Origin of the sequence: Enterococcus sp. (assembly GCF_032555305.1) — a bacterium.
Taxonomy (GTDB): domain Bacteria; phylum Bacillota; class Bacilli; order Lactobacillales; family Enterococcaceae; genus Enterococcus_A.
Window position 1 is genome coordinate 82,111 of sequence record NZ_JAWGOQ010000016.1, and the last position, 18,827, is coordinate 100,937.

Sequence of the window (18,827 nt, forward strand, 5' to 3'; positions counted from 1 at the left end):
TGAGGGGAAACGATGCCATTACAATTTTTGTTGGGTGCTGGACAGAACGATGCAAAAGAACAAATGATTCAGAGAGCACGTGTTTGGTTAGAACAAAATCCAGTGAATCGCGTGTTTTTCTTAGTCCCCAATTATAATAAATTCGAGCAAGAGATTAATCTCTTGTCAGCTATAAAACAGGCGCGGGGAAACACGGAATTCAGTACGATCCGCACACAAGTTTTTAGTTTTCAAAGACTGGCTTGGTATTTTTTGCAGCGGGACGGACAAGTTCCGGGAAATATTCTATCTGAAGCAGGCAATGCCATGATCTTACGGAAAATTCTCCATGAACAACGTGAAGAATTGACGATTTTTCGAGGTGAGGTCAATAAGACTGGTTTCATCCAACAATTAGTCGGATTTTATCAGGAGATGCAGATCGGTAATGTTACTGTGGCTGATTTGGTTGAGAACGGGGACGATCAAGACCAAGTATTAAAACTTCAGGATTTGCAAAAGGTCTTTACAGCTTACGAAGAAGCATTGATTACTTATCAAGTAGCGAACGAAGATCCGCTTTTATTATTGCAAGATTATTTAAGTAAACAAGATCTTTCCAACAGTCTTTTTATCGTTAGTGGATTTACACGTTTTAATGCACGGGAGTTAAGTGTTTTGAACACGTTAATGGGTAGCGGCAATCTGCTTGTCGATTTAGAGTTAGACCGTCCTTACCCTAACGAAGAACCGAATCCATTGAATTTATTTGCTGATCCTGGGAAAACTTATTTCCAGCTAAAACGCAGTGCTGATGCGCAACGGATTCCAGTACGTCCGGATCAATTTTCTCAGTTAAAGCAAACAGTCTTTAATCAAATAGGAGAGTTTTGGGCAAATCAAAAAAAAGTAACATTAAGCCAAACAGATCAGTTCCAGATTACACAATACGCAACAGTCGCTGAAGAAATTCGAAAGATTGGTGAAGAAATTCTGCATCTTGTCAGGGATGAAAATTATCGCTATAAAGATATTCAGATCTTAATGCGAAATCCGCAAGTTTATAATAGTGTCTTACCGGATATCTTCCAAAAATTGGCTATTCCATTTTATTTGGACGAGACACAAGAGATGTCGGCGCATCCCTTGATCGAGTTTCTGCAAGCCTTGTTTTTGATTGATAATTATCATTACAGGATTAACGATGTTTTTCGAATGCTCCGAACAGAATTATTTGCGCCGTTTGGGTGGGAGGCAAATACATGGTTCGTAGAACAGCAGCAGTACAGAGAGAAAATCGATCAAACGGAAAATGTTTGTTTAGCATATAATTTTCGCGGGAGTGCTTGGACGAAATCCGCTGATTGGGAGTTTGTCGATTATGATTTTGAAGCGGATGTTTTTAACGACGCCAAACAATTGGAAGAGACAACCAATGAAGTTCGTCGTTCGGTTCAACATATTCTGCCAATATTCTTTAAAGAAATTAAACAGTCTGCAAACGGATTGGAGGCAGCGACGCTTTTCTATCATTTTCTAGAAAAGAGCGGTGTAAAGCGACAATTATTATTTTGGCGTGATCAAGAAGTAGCTAAAGGTAATTTGGATAAGGCTCGTAATCATGAACAAACCTGGCAAGCGTTGCTTGATCTTTTAGATGAATATGTGCTGATTTACGGAGCAGACGCTTTTGATTGGGATGCATTCCAGGAAATCTTTTTAGCGGGATTAATGAACTTAACCTACGGAAAAATTCCAACAGCGATTGATCAAGTACGAGTTAACGATCTGGAACTGACACGTGTGGATCAAATGAAAGTCACTTTCGCGATTGGGTTGAACAATAATGATTTTCCAGCCCGTTTTGACGATAAAGGATTATTGTCAGTGGAAGAACGTTCCGCCTTTAATCAAAATCTGCCAGAGGGCAAGTTTTTACCTGAAAGTAACAGTTCTAAAGTGAATCGCGAACCATTTTTAGCATATTCTGTCTTCCTTTCCGCAACAGAAAAGCTTTATTTAAGCGTTGCAACAACGGTTGAGGGCGAGAAAAAATTGGAGATTTCCTCTTTTTTAAAACAGATAAGTCAGGGTTTAAATGTGCCAATTATTGAAAATGATTCCTTAAAATTAACAAGTGAACCGGAAAATCATCTAGGCACAATGCGAACACTGTTGTCCGATTTGATCGCTTTAAATCGTTTCGCCCAGGATGAGAACCGTACTTTCCTACCAGCTTGGCGTGAGTTGCAAAAATTTTTACAAAATAGCTTGCTGGCTCCATTAGCACAAAGAGTCTTCAAGAGTCTTCAAGACCTCAATGTACCAAGGGAACTTTTGCCTGAGACTGCGGAACGACTATATGGGAAAAATCTTTATGTCTCCGTTTCGCGGATAGAAAATTTCTATAATTGTCAGTATAAATACTTCGCTAGTTTTGGACTTGGACTAAAGGAAAGAACCGTTTATGGACTGACTCCAGCAGCAGCTGGAGATTTTTATCACGAAGCTTTGGATCATTTCTTCCGTTTATTGAAGGATCAAGGGATGCGTTTGGCAGAGTTGAATGAAGAACAACGAAATCAACTTGCTGATGAAGTATTGAGAGAAATATTTGGTGAGTTGAAATTTGCTATTCTTTCTAGCTCAGCTCGGATGAACTATATTCGCTATCAACTATCAAGGACTATTCAAAAAGTCAGCTGGGGATTGGTGCAACAAGGAATTCGCACAAAGTTCGAGCCACAGCAAACGGAAATTATTTTCGGTTCGATTGGCGGACAAAAAGGTATTCCTGGAATCAACTTACCGCTATCAAACGGCGGAGAAGTAGCGGTTCGCGGGAAAATCGATCGTTTGGATCAATTGCATAGTGCTGAGAATGATTGGTTAAGCGTGATTGACTACAAATCAAGCCCGCATAGCTTCAATGTAGCTGATGCATATTATGGCATTGCACTGCAATTGATTACTTATTTAGATGTTGCAGTGACAGACTTTAGTCAAGAGAACGGAAAAGAGATTAAACCAGCGGGAGCCTACTATCTTCACGTCCATAATCCAGTGTTAAAGGATCCAAAGAATATTGAAAAAGACATGTTGAAAGCTTATCAATATGATGGCCTGTTTACAAAAGAGCCTGAGCTTTATGATCAGTTAGATCAAAGCCTACATGAGAAGGAAAATTCATTACTCTTCCCAATTAAGAAAGATAAGAATGGGCAAACGGTCATTGTATCTCAGTCAAAAGACAAATTTTACGATCTATCTGAGATCGAGACTTTGCGTCAATACAATCGCGAAAAAATTCAAAAAGCTGGCAACCAAATTGTTTCTGGTGAAATTAAATTGAATCCTACTTACAAGGATAATCAGCGGATTGCTTGCCAGTACTGTCCATTCCGAAGTGTTTGCAAATTTGACGCGATGTTGAAGGAAAATAATTACCATCGCTTAGAAAAGCTGTCTAAAGAAGAAGTCTTGAAACGAATGGAGGATGAGCTGCATGATAAATAAATTTGAAATCCCTCCAAAAGCACCGAATGAAATGTATACTGACTCTCAGTGGCAGGCGATTTATGATCAGGGAACTAATCTTTTGGTTTCCGCTTCTGCTGGATCAGGGAAAACCGCAGTACTCGTTAGACGTGTGATTGAAAAAATCAAACGCCAACAGCTCTCTGTTGATCAGTTACTAGTGGTAACATTTACTGAAGCGGCTGCCAGTGAGATGAAAGAACGAATTCAATCAGCCTTGCAAGAAGCAATCAACGAAGAAACGGATCAAGAATTAAAAAATCATTTTACTCGTCAACTGACGCTACTGCCGACTGCGAATATCTCGACATTGCACTCGTTTTGTTCTAAAGTCATCCAGCGCTTCTTCTATTTGATTGATTTAGATCCGAGTTATCGAATGTTGACGGATGATACAGAGACAATCTTACTAAAAGAGGATGTTTGGGATGAACTGCGAGAGACATTCTACGAAAAAAATCAGGAGATTTTTTATCGTTTAACAGAGAATTTTTCAAACGATCGCAGTGATAGCGGTCTGGAGGACTTAATTCTTTCGATGTATGAGTTTGCTCGTGCTAATCCTGAACCATTTCATTGGTTGGATAGGTTAGTCGATAACTATCGTGTGGAAAGCTTAGTTGATTCTGATTTATACCAAGACTTGATTCGACCACAAGTTTTACAAACATTGCACGAAGTCAATCAAACCTATCAATGGATGATTTCAGCCAGTCAAGGTACGGATGAACTGCTGAAAATTACTGAGCTTGCACAAAATGAACAAGCCTTCACTCAGCAAATCGAAAAAGCATTAACAGATGACAAGTTAGATGCTGCATATACTAGTTTCGAAAGTCTCAAATTTGCCACGTATCCTTCACCGCGTAAAAAAGAAGTCAAAGAGCTTTATGGCGATGTAATCAGTGAGTGTAAAAATTATCGAGATCAAGCAAAACAAGCATTGATGAAAATCAAAGAGATGCATTTCACGGTTTCTCCAGAAGAACAAGTTGAACGCCTGCAAGAAGCGTTACCGATTGTAGCAGAACTTGTTCGGGTAGAAAAACGTTTCATTGAAGAATATTCTGCGAAAAAACAGGAGAAAGGTATGCTGGATTTCAATGACTTAGAACACTTCACTCTGCAGATATTACAGGCAGAAGTTGATGGTTTTAAGCCGGCAGCAAGCTATTATCGCAAACGTTTTTCAGAGGTTCTTGTTGATGAGTACCAAGATATTAACCAGCTTCAGGAGACGATCCTAAGACAATTAAGCACAGATGAACCAGGAAATCTTTTCATGGTAGGAGATGTCAAACAATCAATCTATGGCTTCCGGTTAGCTGATCCAACGTTATTTATCCAAAAATATCACGATTTCGCAGATGAAGAAGGTGGACGGCGGATCATCTTAGCTGAAAATTTCCGTTCGCGGAAAGAAGTCTTGGATTTTACTAATTTAATCTTCACTCAACTAATGGATCAGACAGTCGGACAGATCGAGTATGACAAACAAGCAGAACTAATTAATGGTTTTACCGATTTTCCTGAAACGGATGCCTTCATCCCAGAATTACTAATTTACGAAAAAAATGGTGAGGTTCCAGAGTGGATAGAAGACAAGGCTATGGGCGAAATCTTCATGACCGCAATAAAAATTCGGCAATTAATCGATGATGGTTTCGAAGTCTATGATAAAAAGCAAAAAATAATGCGCGCTGTCCGTTATGAAGATATCGTTTTGCTAACGCCAACTAGAAGTAACAATTTGACGATCTTAGAAGTTTTTAAACAATTAGGAATTCCGCTATCGATTAATGATACGCAGAATTATTTTCAATCAACGGAACTCCGAGTAATGATTTCTTTATTGCAGATTATTGACAATCCTTATCAAGACATTCCACTTGCGGCTGTTTTGCGTTCACCGATTGTCGGTCTACAAGAAGAGGAACTGGCACAGGTTCGGCTATCATTGCCACAAAAAGAGTATTATCGAGCAGTCAAAAGCTATAGCAAAAATAATTCGGATGCCACAGCGAAAAAGTTAACGACTTTCCTAGAGCAATTAAATGATTGGCGTGAGTTTGCAAGACGAGAAGCCTTAGCAAATTTACTAGTTAAAATCTATAATGAGACAGCCTACTTAGATTATGTTTTAGGAATGCCGGCAGGGCAACAACGCCACGCGAATCTACTAGCTTTGATTGAGCGAGCAAAAGATTATGAACACAGCAGCTTCCGCGGTTTGTATCAATTTATTCGTTTTATTGAAAAAATGCAGGAAAAAGATAAAGATTTAGGTGAGCCGCCAACGGAAGAAGTCCAGGATGCCGTGCGTGTTATGACGATTCATGGTAGTAAAGGGCTGGAATTTCCAGTTGTTTTCTTAATGGATATGAGTAAAAGCTTTAATGTTCAGGATACAAGAAGAAATTATGTTTTTGATGAACGATTGGGACTCGGTGTAAAATTGCTGACACCAGATGATCGTATTAGAAAAGACACTTTGCTATTCCAAACGGTCAAACAAAAAAATTTGAATAAGTTATTATCCGAGGAAATGCGGAAATTGTATGTCGCGCTGACTCGAGCAGAACAAAAGTTATTTCTAGTTGGTTCTTATGATGATAAAGATGCAGCTTTTAAAACTTGGAGCAAAGGATCTCTGAATGAAGGCCTGGTTTTAGACGCCGGCCTTAGAAATGGTCAGAATGATAGTTTCATTGATTGGGTGGGGATGACCTTATTTAGACACCCATTGATGGATCAGTACCAAAAAGAATATGCGGTGAATCAGCCTGCTGTTTTGAAAAATCATCCAGCCTCTTTTAAATTAGACTTTGTCGATCCGCAAACAATTGCTGAAGCGGTACAAGGCTATCTGCCAGAGATCAAAACGCTGGAAATTCCGCAAGGAGCAATCAATATTGAAACCTTGAAGAAGCAGTTGTTGTTTAAGTACCCCTATCCTGAAGCAACTAAAACGACTAGTTATCAATCAGTCTCAGAATTAAAGCGTCTATACGATGATCCAGATAATCGGGAGACGCTGGGCGTAACAGCAACACAAACTCAGTATCGTTTTACGGAAGGTGAATTAAACGCTCCGAAATTTTTAGGGACTCAAAAGGAATTATCATCAGGAGAGATTGGTACGGCGACACATTTAGTAATGCAGCTTCTGCCATTAAATGAAATGCCAGAGAAAAAAATGATTGAAGACTTGATTCAGAAATTGATTGATCGAAAAACATTAACAACAGAAATTGCTGAAAAAATTTCTGTGGACAGTATTATGCAATTTCTGGATTCTGATGTCGGACGATTTATCATCGAAAATTCCGGAAAGTTGTATCGGGAAGAACCATTTGCGATGTTGTTGCCAGCTAACCAATTGTTCGATGACTATCAGAATCACGATGAAATATTGATTCATGGGATTATTGACGGTTACTTGGAATTTGAAGATAAATTATTCTTGTATGATTTGAAAACTGATTATTATTCACCTGAACGTGAACAAAGTTTGATCAATCGCTATCGGGGACAGTTACATCTGTATAAGGATGCCTTAGAAAAAGCAAAACAGAAACCAGTGAAGGCCGCTTACCTAGTTTTTTTACAAGGAAATCAAGTCATTAATTTGTTAGAAACTCCTAAAGCTTAGGCAAGTTATACTTATAAATTGTAAGTGATGTGCTATACTCTCCCTATCGAGGTGAGGAAGATGGAACAAGTAGAGGTAATGGACTTTTCACTCTGTCCAAAGTTTGAGAAAGGATTTCAAATTTTAGGCAAAAAATGGAACGGTTTAATTATTGATGTATTATTAGAAGGCGGTCCTCAAAGATTTGTCGATATTGCTGCGATGATTCCAGATGTCAGTGATCGGGTCTTAACGGAGCGACTCAAGGAATTAGAGGCAGAAGGTATTGTCGGTCGCGTGGTTGCCTGCGGAAGCCAAAAGCGCATGGATTATTGCTTGACTAAAAAAGGTGAAGCTCTAGAAACAGTGATGAAAGAAATCCATCAATGGGGCGACACTTGGATTACAGATGCAGAATGTAGTTGATAATTTTTTTGATTTCTTGTAGTATTGGGATAGTCAATTGAATATTTTAAAAAGCGTTGATAGAAAAGAGTAGTCTTTTTAGATCTTAAAGGGAATGTCTGTCGTTGACTGGAAGCAGACTAAGAAGAAAAAAGATGAAGTTCACTTCTGGAGCTTGTCGATAAGACCGGTCAAGCCGTTAAAGAAGTGAGAGCGCCAGATCAATTGGCGAATTAGGATGGTAACGCGAAACCTCGTTCCTTTATAGGAGCGAGGTTTCTTTGTGTTTATTTTTATTGGATATTAAGTGGATTTTTTCACTTTAGTAATAGGGAAAGGAAGAAAACAATGAGTTTACAAGAGCAATTAGAAGAACTAAAGAGTCAGACGTTAGCCAAAATCGAAGCTGCAGAAGAACTGTCTGCCGTTGAAACGATTCGTGTGGAGACGTTAGGAAAGAAAGGCCCGATCACAGAAGTATTGCGAGGAATGCGAGATCTTTCAGCTGAAGAACGTCCGAAAGTTGGAGCCTTCGCGAATGAGATCCGTGATCTTTTAACAAATGCTGTGGAAGAACGTAAAGCACTATTGACCGAGCTAGCTTTAGAAAAACAATTAGTCGCGGAGTCACTAGATGTTACTTTGCCAGGAAAAAAAGTAAGTCACGGCACCCGTCATGTATTGACACAAATAATGGAAGAAATCGAAGATACTTTTGTTGGAATGGGTTATCAAGTAATCGAAGGAACAGAGATCGAATCTGATCACTACAATTTCGAACGAATGAACTTGCCAAAAGATCATCCGGCACGGGATATGCAAGATACATTCTATATTTCCGATGATGTTTTATTACGTACCCATACATCACCTGTTCAAGCTCGAACGATGGAAAAGCATGATTTTTCAAAAGGCGCACTACGCATGATTTCCCCGGGGAAAGTTTTCCGCCGTGATACGGATGATGCGACTCATAGTCATCAGTTCCATCAGATCGAGGGTTTAGTTGTCGATAAAGGTATTACAATGGGGGATTTGAAGGGAACGCTGGAAGTGTTATTGAAAGAATTGTTTGGTGCAGATCGTAGTATTCGTTTGCGTCCTAGTTATTTCCCATTCACCGAACCCTCAGTAGAAGTCGATGTCAGCTGTTTTAAATGTGGTGGTAAAGGCTGTAATGTCTGCAAGCACACAGGATGGATTGAGATTTTAGGTGCCGGCATGGTTCATCCAGATGTTTTAGAAATGTCAGGAATCGATTCAAAAGAATATTCTGGCTTTGCTTTTGGCTTAGGTCCAGACCGGATCGCAATGCTGCGTTACGGTGTAAATGATATTCGAAGTTTTTATCAAAACGATGTTCGTTTCTTGGAACAATTCAAGGGGGAGTAAGAAACAATGTTAGTTTCATATAAATGGTTAAATGAATATGTAGATATTAAGGATATCGCGCCAAAGGATTTAGCAGATCGCCTTTCATTAACAGGAATCGAAGTCGAAGGCTTGGAATCTCCAGCGGATGGTTTGAAGAAAATCGTTGTTGGTGATGTAAAAGAATGTATTCCGCATCCTGATTCGGATCATCTTTCGATCTGTCAAGTTGATGTGGGTGAAGAAGAATTATCACAAATCGTTTGTGGTGCTCCAAACATTAAAGCAGGAGTTAAAGTTATTGTGGCATTACCTGGTTCGCGGATTGCAGGCAATGTAAAAATCAAAAAAGGCAAAATGCGCGGACAAGTTTCTAATGGTATGATCTGCTCATTGCAAGAGCTTGGCTATAGTGATTCAGTGATTCCTAAAGAATACTCTGAAGGAATTTACTACTTGCCAGAAGATGCCATCGTTGGCGAACCAGTTTTCCCATATTTGGAAATGGATGATATAATCATTGATCTATCAATTACGCCTAATAGAGCGGATGCATTAAGTATCCGGGGAGTGGCCCATGAGGTTGCAGCTATTTACAACAAGGAAGCGAAATTTCCATCCGTTGAATTAAGAGAATCAGCAGAAAAGGCTAGTGATAAGATCAGCGTATCTGTGACTGATGAAAATGATGCGCCACATTATGAAATTCGGATCATCGAAAACGTAAAAATCGGTCCTAGTCCACAATGGCTACAAAATCGTTTGATGAATGAAGGAATTCGTCCTATCAGCAATGTGGTTGATGTGACGAACTACATTTTACTGCTTTTCGGGCAACCGTTACATGCCTTCGACTATGATAAATTAGGAAGTAAGGAAATCATGGTGCGCCGCGCCAAAGAAAATGAACCTTTCACAACATTAGATAGTGTAGAAAGAACGTTGAATCCTGAAAATATCGTAATCACTAATGGTGAAATTCCAGTCGCTTTAGCAGGTGTTATGGGTGGTTTGGATTCAGAGATTTCTGATGAAACAACGACAGTTGCATTGGAAGCAGCGATGTTTGACCACACTTTAGTTCGACGTACTTCTCAAAGCTACAATTTACGCAGTGAGTCCTCAATGCGTTTTGAAAAGGGAATCAATCAAGGTGAAATAAGTTTGGCTGGTGAGGTAGCTGCAGCTATGATTGCTGAACTAGCTGGCGGTAAAGTTCTGCAAGGCGGAGTTAAAGGCAGTGAAGTTCATCCTCAAAATGTCGAAGTGAGTACTACCCTTGAGAAGGTTAATCGCTTCTTAGGTACTGAATTAACGCAAGAGCAAATCAACGATATTTTCCAAGCTTTGAATTTTGAAACTCAAGTGAAGGATGGCGTGACAACTGTCAGTGTACCGCCACGTCGTTGGGATATTACGATTGAAGCCGATTTGATGGAAGAGATCGCACGTATTTATGGCTACAATAATTTGCCGTCTACTCTACCAGAAGGGCAAACTGTTGCAGGTTATCTGACTGAAGCACAAAAGGCAGTAAAAAAAGTACGTAACTTATTAGAAGGTGCTGGATTATCAGAAGCGATTAGCTATGCTTTAACAACAGAAGATAAGGCGCAACAATTTTTAGTGAATGAAAGCAAAGTGACTCGGGTTGCTTGGCCAATGAGTGAAGAACGATCAACCATGCGTCTAAATTTGATTAGTGGTTTATTAGAAGATTTAGCTTATAATGTGGCACGCAAGAATAATGATGTCGCTTTTTATGAAATCGGTCATGTTTTCTATCAAAACAATGATCCGAAAAAAGATTTGCCGATCGAACAAAACCATGTCGCAATCGCTGTTACTGGTAATATTGTAGATAAATCTTGGACTGGTAAAGCAGAAGCTTGTGATTACTACACGATTAAAGGGATGGTAGAAGAGTTAGTCGGTGGCTTAGGTCTCACTGAGAACATTTCTTTTAAAGCAATCAAAATGACAGAGATGCATCCAGGCCAAACAGCTGGTATCTATTTAGGAGAAGAACTGATCGGATTTGTCGGTCAGGTTCATCCCAAACTGGCAGCAAGCTATGAACTTAAATCAGCCTATGCAGCTGAGTTGAATTTAGAAGCACTGATCAGTCTGGAAAAAGCGCCATTAGTTTTTGAAGCAGTTTCTAAATATCCTGCGGTTAGTCGTGATATTGCGATGTTGGTGGATGAAGCAAGTACGAACGCTGAAATTGAAGCGGTGATTAAATCTGCTGCTGGCAAATTCTTGACTGATTTGCAGGTGTTCGATGTGTATCAAGGTGCAAATATCGAGTCGGGCAAAAAATCGATGGCGTACAATTTGACCTTCGTTAATTCTGAGGCAACTTTAACTGATGAAGAAATCAATCACATTATGAGTAAAGTTACTAAGAAGTTAGAAGAAAAGGTTCAAGCGATCATTCGTTAATGTACAGATAGATATAAAAAACTCCTCAAAAGTCAACTTTGAGGAGTTTTTTTGAAATTAACTTGCTTGTGATTCGCTGGTTACAACAACATCGACTCCTGTATTCAGAAGGTTATTGATTGCTACGTCGCCAATTTTGACTGGAGCTTGCAGTTTAACTTGGTTGATTTCTCTCATTGCCTCCAAAACCATTTTCTTTGGAATACCATCTGCAGTTTTTACCGAACAAAGATGAGAACTACCGCCATTTACGAGAACAGTAGAAGTGACCACTCGAATTGGATTTGTGGCTTCTGCCTTGCCATATTTTACGCCCTTGTTACAGCTGTGGCCGGTCACCTGATAATCTTTGGTTTCATCAACGGTTAGATGACAGCCTTTTGGGCACATGATACAAATAAAGTTTTTCATCTCTTGGACACCTCCTCGACACAGATCTCCAAATCACCATCAGTGACTTTTTCCAATACTTTTTTCGACAATTTAACTTTTTCCATCTCTCCAGGTACGATGTAGCTTTTCTTCTGTTTTGCTAAAACCTCCCCTTTTGATTTGATTAGAATCTGACTATCATCAAACACTTGATTGACTCTGAAGAAAACTTCTACTCTACGGTCGATATTTTCTTTTCGGATGGTTTGGGGAACCGCATAGGTTACGTGATCGCCATTTTTTACTGAAATGGCGTTTGATAGTTCTTTTTCTTCCTCAAGAACATAAGTGGCGGCTGCAGTTCCAGCCTTGATGCTTTCTTCAGTTACAAAATCAACTAAATCATGGACATGGACCACGTTTCCGCAAGCGAAAATCCCTGGTATAGAGGTCTCCATATTCTCATAAACGAAAGGACCATTTGTTTTCAAATCGAGATCTAGATTTGCATCACGGCTTAATTCATTTTCAGGTATCAGACCGACTGATAGTAAGATTGTATCGCAGTCAAATGTTTGCTCTGTGCCTGCGACAGGCTGACGTTTCTCATCGACTTCTGCAACGACAACCTGTTCAACACGATTTTTTCCGCGAATTTCAGTAATTGTATGGGATAGATACAAGGGAATATCGTAATCATCCAAACATTGAACAATATTTCTCGTTAACCCGCCCGAATACGGCATTACTTCGATACAGGCTAAAACTTCTGCGCCTTCTAGAGTCATACGTCGAGCCATAATTAAACCGATATCACCGGAGCCTAAGATAATGACTTTCTTTCCAACAAGGTAGCCCTCCATGTTGACATAGCGTTGAGCCGCTCCAGCAGTAAAGACGCCAGCTGGGCGACTGCCAGCGATACCAATAGCGCCACGTGTCCGTTCACGACAGCCCATGGCAAAAACAATTGCTTTTGTTTTTAGGATCTGATACCCTTGCTCTTTATTGACGACGTGTACTTCTTTTTCTTCAGATACTTCTAAAACCATCGTATCTAACAGAACCTTGACGTCTGTTTCTTGGATTTTTTTTATGAAGCGAGCAGCGTATTCAGGTCCTGTTAATTCTTCCTTAAAATAATGAAGACCAAACCCATTATGGATACATTGATTCAAAATGCCTCCCAGTCGCTGGTCGCGCTCAATGATCAAAATATCTTTGATACCATTTTCATAAGCAGCAACAGCCGCTGCTAAGCCTGCTGGCCCTCCGCCGATTACGATTAAGTCATGCATTTTAACGACCTCCTTTAGTTGCTTCTACAAGAATATAACTGCCTTCACGGTCCTGGAGAATATCTAGTGGTGATTTATTACGTTCGTCAGCCAAAATTTCTACAACCCGTGGACCGCAGAATCCTCCTTGACAACGTCCCATACCAGCATTACATCTGCGCTTGATTCCATCCAAAGAAACAGGAGGGATAGGGGAGTGGGCTGCAGCTCTGATTTCTCCTTCTGTGATCGTCTCGCAACGGCAAATTACTCTGCCATAATCATTATTTTGGGAGATGAGCTGATTTTTTTCATCTAAAGAAAGTTCATCAAACACTACTTTTTCACGGAAATCAATAAACGAGTCCTTTCGTGTGAATGACTCTTCGACCGACTTTTCTAACATCTCAATTCCATATAGAGCTATGGCTGGTGCGGAGGTAAGACCAGGAGATTTGACACCCGCCAGATCTATAAATCCTGTGGCTGCTTCTTGCAAAACAAAATCTCCAGTAGAATTATTCGCGCGAACTCCAGAAAAATTGCGAATTGATTGACGTAAATTTAGGTCAGGCACCGATTTTCTAGCCAAGTCGGAAACTAGTTTTAATCCGGCGATTGTACTTTCAGTATCCTTTCCGCTGTCCAAGTCTTCGGTAAGGACAGGTTCGGAATTTGGCCCGACAACCAAATTTCCATGAACAGTCGGACTGATCAGAACCCCTTTTCCGATACTGGATGGACATTGGAAGATAACATGATTCACAACAGTTCCTTCAGATTTATCCAAGAGGTAATACTCTCCCCGTTTTGGAGTGATTTTGAAATTTGGTTCAGCAACCAAGTTATGAATATCATCCGAATGGACACCAGCAGCATTGAATACATATTTCGTTTGATAGGTGGTTTTATTGGTCGTGATCTCATAACCGCCATTGATCTTTTTGATATCCTGAACACGGTTACTCAAAGCGATATCAACACCATTCCTTACAGCGGTTTCTGCTAACGCTAAGCAAAACTCCCAAGGGTTTACGATGGCCGCAGTAGGTGCGTACAGAGCACCTAAACTTTCATGTGAAAGATTAGGTTCCTTTTGATGGAGTGCTTCTTGATCCAACAATTCAAGATCTTTCACGCCATTTTTGATGCCTCGTTCATAAAGTGTCTCAATGAGAGCCAACTCTTCCTCTGAAAAAGCGACAACAAGAGAGCCGATTTGATTATAATGGACAGATAGCTTTTGACATAGTTCTTTCGCACGTTCTGCTCCTTCGACATTCAGTCTTGCCATCAAGGAACCAGGTTCTGGGTCAAAGCCTGCATGCATTATGGCGCTATTAGCTCTAGTTGCTCCCAAGCTGACGTCATTCTCGGCTTCTAAAACTAAAGTCTTCAGCTGATACTTGCTTAGTTCATAGGCAGTTGCAGACCCAACAATTCCGCAACCGATTACAGTTACATCATACATAGATTTTTCCTCCCAATTATTTTGAGTTATTTTCCGATTACTGTTCCCTCCAGAAAGCACTAAAAAAAGAGTACAGTAAACAAACGCCAATGTTTGTTGACGTTTGCAGCTATACTCTTTTTATCTCTAGCAGTTATTTAGTTATCTGTATTATAACACCTTTATAAACGTTCAACAATCGTTAAATTGACCAAATCGTGCTTGCTGTTGTTGAGACAGCGAGACTTCCTGCTCCCAAAGCACCCATAATGTCTTCTTTGTCGCGAATCAAACCACCAACGATTACCGGTTTTTTTGAATGGTTGACCAGCTCTTTGATTATTTTTGGTGAAACACTTGGAAGAACTTCAACTAAATCTGCTTCAGTATATTTTAATTGGCGGTCAACGTTTTCTAGAGCAGAAGAGTCCAAGAGAAAGAAACGTTGGATCGTTAATAATCGATGTTTTTTAGCATGACGAATGATCGCAGGTTTGGTAGAAATAATGCCGTCAAAGGAGGTAGATTGTTTAATATAGTCAATTGCTTTTTCATCAGATGATAGCCCCTTGACTAGATCGGCATGTAAAATAGCTACTTTTCCACTAGTTTTAATTTTCTTAGACAGATTTGCCAACTCCATCAGATGGGATTGGAGAATAAAAATTACTTCAGCTTCAGAATTAATCGCTGCTTCAAGTTCAACTTCATTTTTTGCAGCAGCGATTACTGGGGAAAGCTCTAATTTTTGGTACAATTCATGAATGTTCATCCCTATGAACTCCTTTTATTTTCTCACTATTTATTTTACCACGAGAAAAAAGTAAGAAACAGACTTCTTTATATCTATTCCAGCATAAAAAGAAACAAGACATAAAAAAATCCACTGAGTGTCAGTGGATAGCGGTAATCATACACGGATGAAATTAATAAGTTCTTTCCAACAATTGCTTGGCTACGATAACTAAAACTTCTTTGCTTTTACTATCAGGTAATTGATGGATTTCATCTAATGCCTTTTGTGTTAGCTTTTCCGCAAATGATAAGGAACCGGAAATCCCGCCAAGGCTATCTACATAAATAGCTAACTGAATCAAATCCTGTCGAGATAACTCTTCAGGCTTTTCTAAGTAGGGGCGTATGATTTCAGGATGGTTGTCACGTGCAATCAGTAAGGGCAGAGTAAAAATCCCTTGCTGAACATCAGTTAGAATAGGTTTCTGATCGTTTCCTAGTTCTAGCGAAAAATTCAAAATATCATCATAAACCTGAAAGGCTAGACCTATTGCAGATCCGATGCGTTTAGCTCGTGATTGCAGTTTTTTGTCAGCCCCACCAAAATAGGCACCTTCATGACAACTTAGTCGAATAAGTTCCGCAGTCTTACCGTTAATGTTTCGTAAGTAATCGCTAACGGTCTGATCGGCATTGAAAGTACAAGTCATTTGGGTCAATTCCCCCTGTAAAACTTTCTTCATCGCTTGAGCGTTTTTAAGCAGAAAAGGGGTTTGGCTCATGCATTCGGCTAGTAGTTCAAAATAACTAGTATACATAAAATCTCCAGTGTAAACTGCTACATCTTTACCGAAGCGCGTTTGGATCGACGGCATCCCGCGGCGAGTAGGCGAGTCATCGATAATATCATCATGGACAAGTGTTGCAGAATGCAGCAATTCAAGTGAAGCTGCGATTTTTATTAATTGTTCGTGCTCTTTTTTTTCTCCAAAATCAGCGAAAAGAAAGAAGAGTGCCGGACGAATCATTTTTCCCCCTGTAGAAGAAAATTTTGTGATGGCCTCTTCAATCGATTTATTATTAATAACAAGTCTTTGTGAGATCAATTTCTTAACTTGGATTAGATTTTCCTGTATTTTGGGGTATTCATTCCAATAGTCTAACATGGGTGCTCCTTCTTACAACGTTTTCAATTCCATTTTAGCGCATGCTTCACGTAAAGACTACTAGAATGCTTAATTAGCGTTTCGTGAGAACTAACACATGACAGATAAGCAAATCCTTTGAACAAAAAGTATAAAAATAGCATAATGAATACGAAAAAGAAAATTGAGAAAGTTGGGTGAGATGAATTTAACCGTTTTCTTGGAGCTCGTAGAATTTAAAGCGAAAACTGCGAGTGTCCTGCCTTTTTTTATTGGGATTTGTTTTAGCCTGTATAATTTTCACAAACTTCATTTAGGTCTAGTCCTGTTTTATTTTGTCGCAATGTTCATTTTTAATATGGCTGTCGACATTTTAGACAATTACAATGACTATCACCATGCGACGGAAATTCACGACTATCGAGAAAAAACCAATATCATTGGGAGAGAAAACTTGGATTTAAAATTAGTTTTCCGAATGATGGTGGGAATGATCATTGTTTCGGCACTGATTGGAATCGGTTTGTCTCTTGTAGTCGGATGGCCTTTTTTGTTAATGGGGTTATTTTGTTATGGTGTAGGAATTTTTTACTCGTCGGGTCCAAAACCTTTGTCGAGTCTGCCATTTGGAGAGGTTTTCTCTGGATTAACTATGGGATTCATGATTACGATTCTGTGTGTTTACCTTAATACGTATGAGGTTTTTCGATGGAGCTTTAATAATCTGAGTGAGATTTTTCTGATCTCACTTCCAAATACATTGTGGATAGCAAATTTGATGCTGGCAAACAATATCTGTGATTTAGAAGAAGACGAAAAGAACAATCGCTTTACATTGGTTCATTATTTAGGAAAACAGCGATCAATCCAATTGTTCATTGGATTGAATATTGCAGCTTTTCTAGCCATTCTATTTTCGGTGCTCATTCGAATTGCCCCATGGACAATGTTGGGAACATTTCTAGCGGCGCCATTCATTTATAAACAGGTTCAAATATTTCTTACAAAACAAGTCAAACGCGAGACCTTTATTTGTGCAGTAAAGATCCTAGCAGTAGGGGCTGTTGCACAGGTACTCAGTTTCGCATTGACGTTCTTATTTTAAAGGAGGAAACAGAAAATGAAAGAAATCGTCATTTTAGGCGCAGGCTACGCAGGATTGCGGGCCTTACATGTATTGCAAAAATCAGGAGCAGACATCCATATCTCTTTAGTAGACCGCAATGATTATCATTATGAATCAACAAGTCTCCATGAAGTTGCGGCTGGTACCCAACCAGATGAAAAAATTTGCTATAAGATCGAAGATGTAGTCAACCCAAGTAAAACAACATTTATCATGGATACTGTAGAAAAAATTGCTGCTGATCAAAAAGAGGTTTATTTAGAAAATCAGACACTTAAATATGATTATTTAATCGTTGCCTTAGGTTTCCAATCTGAATCATTTGGAATACCAGGGGTGAAGGAAAACTCTCTAGAAATGGTTGACGTGAAAACAGCGGATCAAGTTCACAAACACATCCTTGAGCAAATGGAAAAATATAAAGAAACACAAAACGAAGAATATTTACGAATCGTTGTCTGTGGAGCAGGTTTCACAGGAATTGAACTGGTTGGAGCGCTTGTTGAGGGCAGCAAAGAGTTCGCTAAAATCGCAAACGTAAAACCAGAGGATATTCAAATTTATTGTGTGGAAGCAGTCGATAAAATTTTGCCAATGTTTAGTGATAAACTAGGACAATACTGTCTGAAATATTTGGACAAATGGGATGTTAAACTATTAACTGGTAAACCAATTAAAAAAGTGGAGCCAGGGGCGGTTATCTATCAAAATTCTAAGGAAGATGAAAATGACCTTGTGGCGCTTAAAGCGAAAACGATTGTTTGGACAACCGGCGTCAGCGGCAGTCACGTCATCGGCGACTCAGGTTTTGAAGAACGTCGTGGACGTGTCATGGTAAAACCAAATCTGACTGATCCAAATCATGATGATGTATATCTGTTGGGTGATGTGTCAGCAGTCATGGATCCAGCCAGTAATCGCCCTTATCCAACTACGGCACAAATTGCGTTAGCGATGGGGTCTTATGCCGGCAAAGATATATTAAATCAAATGAAGGGACAACCTAGTAAACCATTCTCCTTTAAATCATTAGGTTCAGTGGCTTCAATAGGAAATACTCATGCCTTTGGAGTTGTCGGTAGTACTGAAGTAACTGCATATCCGGCTTCTTTCATTAAGAAAGCGATTATGGACCGCTCACTCTTTGAGACAGGAGGAGTTAAGGAAGTTATGGCAAAAGGCCGTTTTGATTTCTATCACTAAATCGAAAACAGGTTATTCGGTGAAAGAAAAAGCACTCGAAATTTTTCGAGTGCTCAGACTGTAGACAAAAGACGTCCCAAACTCGTAATTTGAGTTTGGGACGTCTTTTTATCTGATTTCTTTCGAAATTCAGGACAAAAAAATAAAGGCT

12 protein-coding genes and 1 other annotated feature are annotated in these 18,827 nt (G+C 39.5%); of the genes, 7 read left to right on the forward strand and 5 right to left on the reverse strand.

Annotation, left to right across the window (positions count from 1 at the left end; genetic code table 11):
• The first annotated feature begins 12 nt into the window (after positions 1-12).
• The 5 genes from E6139_RS12980 to pheT all read left to right on the forward strand — a co-directional run bounded on the left by E6139_RS12980 (position 13) and on the right by pheT (position 11,368).
• Positions 13-3,495: a PD-(D/E)XK nuclease family protein gene (locus E6139_RS12980; protein WP_316403494.1), complete on the forward strand. Its 3,483-nt coding sequence runs from the start codon at positions 13-15 to the stop codon at positions 3,493-3,495.
• Positions 3,485-7,168, forward strand: coding sequence for a helicase-exonuclease AddAB subunit AddA (gene addA, locus E6139_RS12985; protein WP_316403495.1), 3,684 nt, complete (start codon positions 3,485-3,487; stop codon positions 7,166-7,168). The genes E6139_RS12980 and addA overlap by 11 nt, the downstream gene beginning before the upstream one ends.
• Positions 7,169-7,228: 60 nt before the next feature.
• Positions 7,229-7,573, forward strand: coding sequence for a helix-turn-helix domain-containing protein (locus tag E6139_RS12990; protein WP_316403496.1), 345 nt, complete (start codon positions 7,229-7,231; stop codon positions 7,571-7,573).
• 47 nt (positions 7,574-7,620) lie between these two features.
• Positions 7,621-7,817, forward strand: a binding site (T-box leader).
• 83 nt (positions 7,818-7,900) lie between these two features.
• Positions 7,901-8,944: a phenylalanine--tRNA ligase subunit alpha gene (gene pheS / locus E6139_RS12995; RefSeq protein ID WP_316403497.1), complete on the forward strand. Its 1,044-nt coding sequence runs from the start codon at positions 7,901-7,903 to the stop codon at positions 8,942-8,944.
• Between the two features lie 6 nt (positions 8,945-8,950).
• Entirely contained in the window at positions 8,951-11,368 is a 2,418-nt protein-coding gene (pheT, locus tag E6139_RS13000; RefSeq protein WP_316403498.1) for a phenylalanine--tRNA ligase subunit beta, read from the forward strand.
• 57 nt (positions 11,369-11,425) lie between these two features.
• Here pheT and E6139_RS13005 read toward each other — a convergent pair whose 3' ends face one another.
• The 5 genes from E6139_RS13005 to E6139_RS13025 form a co-directional block, all read right to left on the reverse strand.
• Positions 11,426-11,779, reverse strand: a complete 354-nt coding sequence (locus tag E6139_RS13005; RefSeq protein WP_316403499.1) for a DUF1667 domain-containing protein — start codon at positions 11,777-11,779, stop codon at positions 11,426-11,428.
• Complete coding sequence (locus E6139_RS13010) at positions 11,776-13,038, reverse strand: NAD(P)/FAD-dependent oxidoreductase (protein WP_316403500.1); 1,263 nt, start codon at positions 13,036-13,038, stop codon at positions 11,776-11,778. Before E6139_RS13010 ends, E6139_RS13005 begins: the two co-directional genes overlap by 4 nt.
• A 1-nt stretch (position 13,039) precedes the next feature.
• Complete coding sequence (locus E6139_RS13015; RefSeq protein WP_316403501.1) at positions 13,040-14,488, reverse strand: NAD(P)/FAD-dependent oxidoreductase; 1,449 nt, start codon at positions 14,486-14,488, stop codon at positions 13,040-13,042.
• A gap of 181 nt (positions 14,489-14,669) precedes the next feature.
• Positions 14,670-15,239 (reverse strand): glycerol-3-phosphate responsive antiterminator, encoded by a 570-nt coding sequence (locus E6139_RS13020; protein ID WP_316403502.1) that lies wholly within the window; start codon positions 15,237-15,239, stop codon positions 14,670-14,672.
• A gap of 154 nt (positions 15,240-15,393) precedes the next feature.
• Positions 15,394-16,368 carry a polyprenyl synthetase family protein gene (locus tag E6139_RS13025; RefSeq protein ID WP_316403503.1) on the reverse strand — a complete coding sequence of 325 codons (975 nt, stop codon included), beginning with the start codon at positions 16,366-16,368 and terminating at the stop codon, positions 15,394-15,396.
• A gap of 181 nt (positions 16,369-16,549) precedes the next feature.
• Between E6139_RS13025 and E6139_RS13030 the strand changes: the two genes are divergently transcribed.
• A complete protein-coding gene (locus E6139_RS13030; protein ID WP_316403504.1) occupies positions 16,550-17,452 on the forward strand; it encodes a prenyltransferase in 903 nt (300 codons plus the stop codon).
• A gap of 15 nt (positions 17,453-17,467) precedes the next feature.
• A complete protein-coding gene (locus tag E6139_RS13035; protein ID WP_316403505.1) occupies positions 17,468-18,676 on the forward strand; it encodes an NAD(P)/FAD-dependent oxidoreductase in 1,209 nt (402 codons plus the stop codon).
• Positions 18,677-18,827 lie beyond the last annotated feature (151 nt).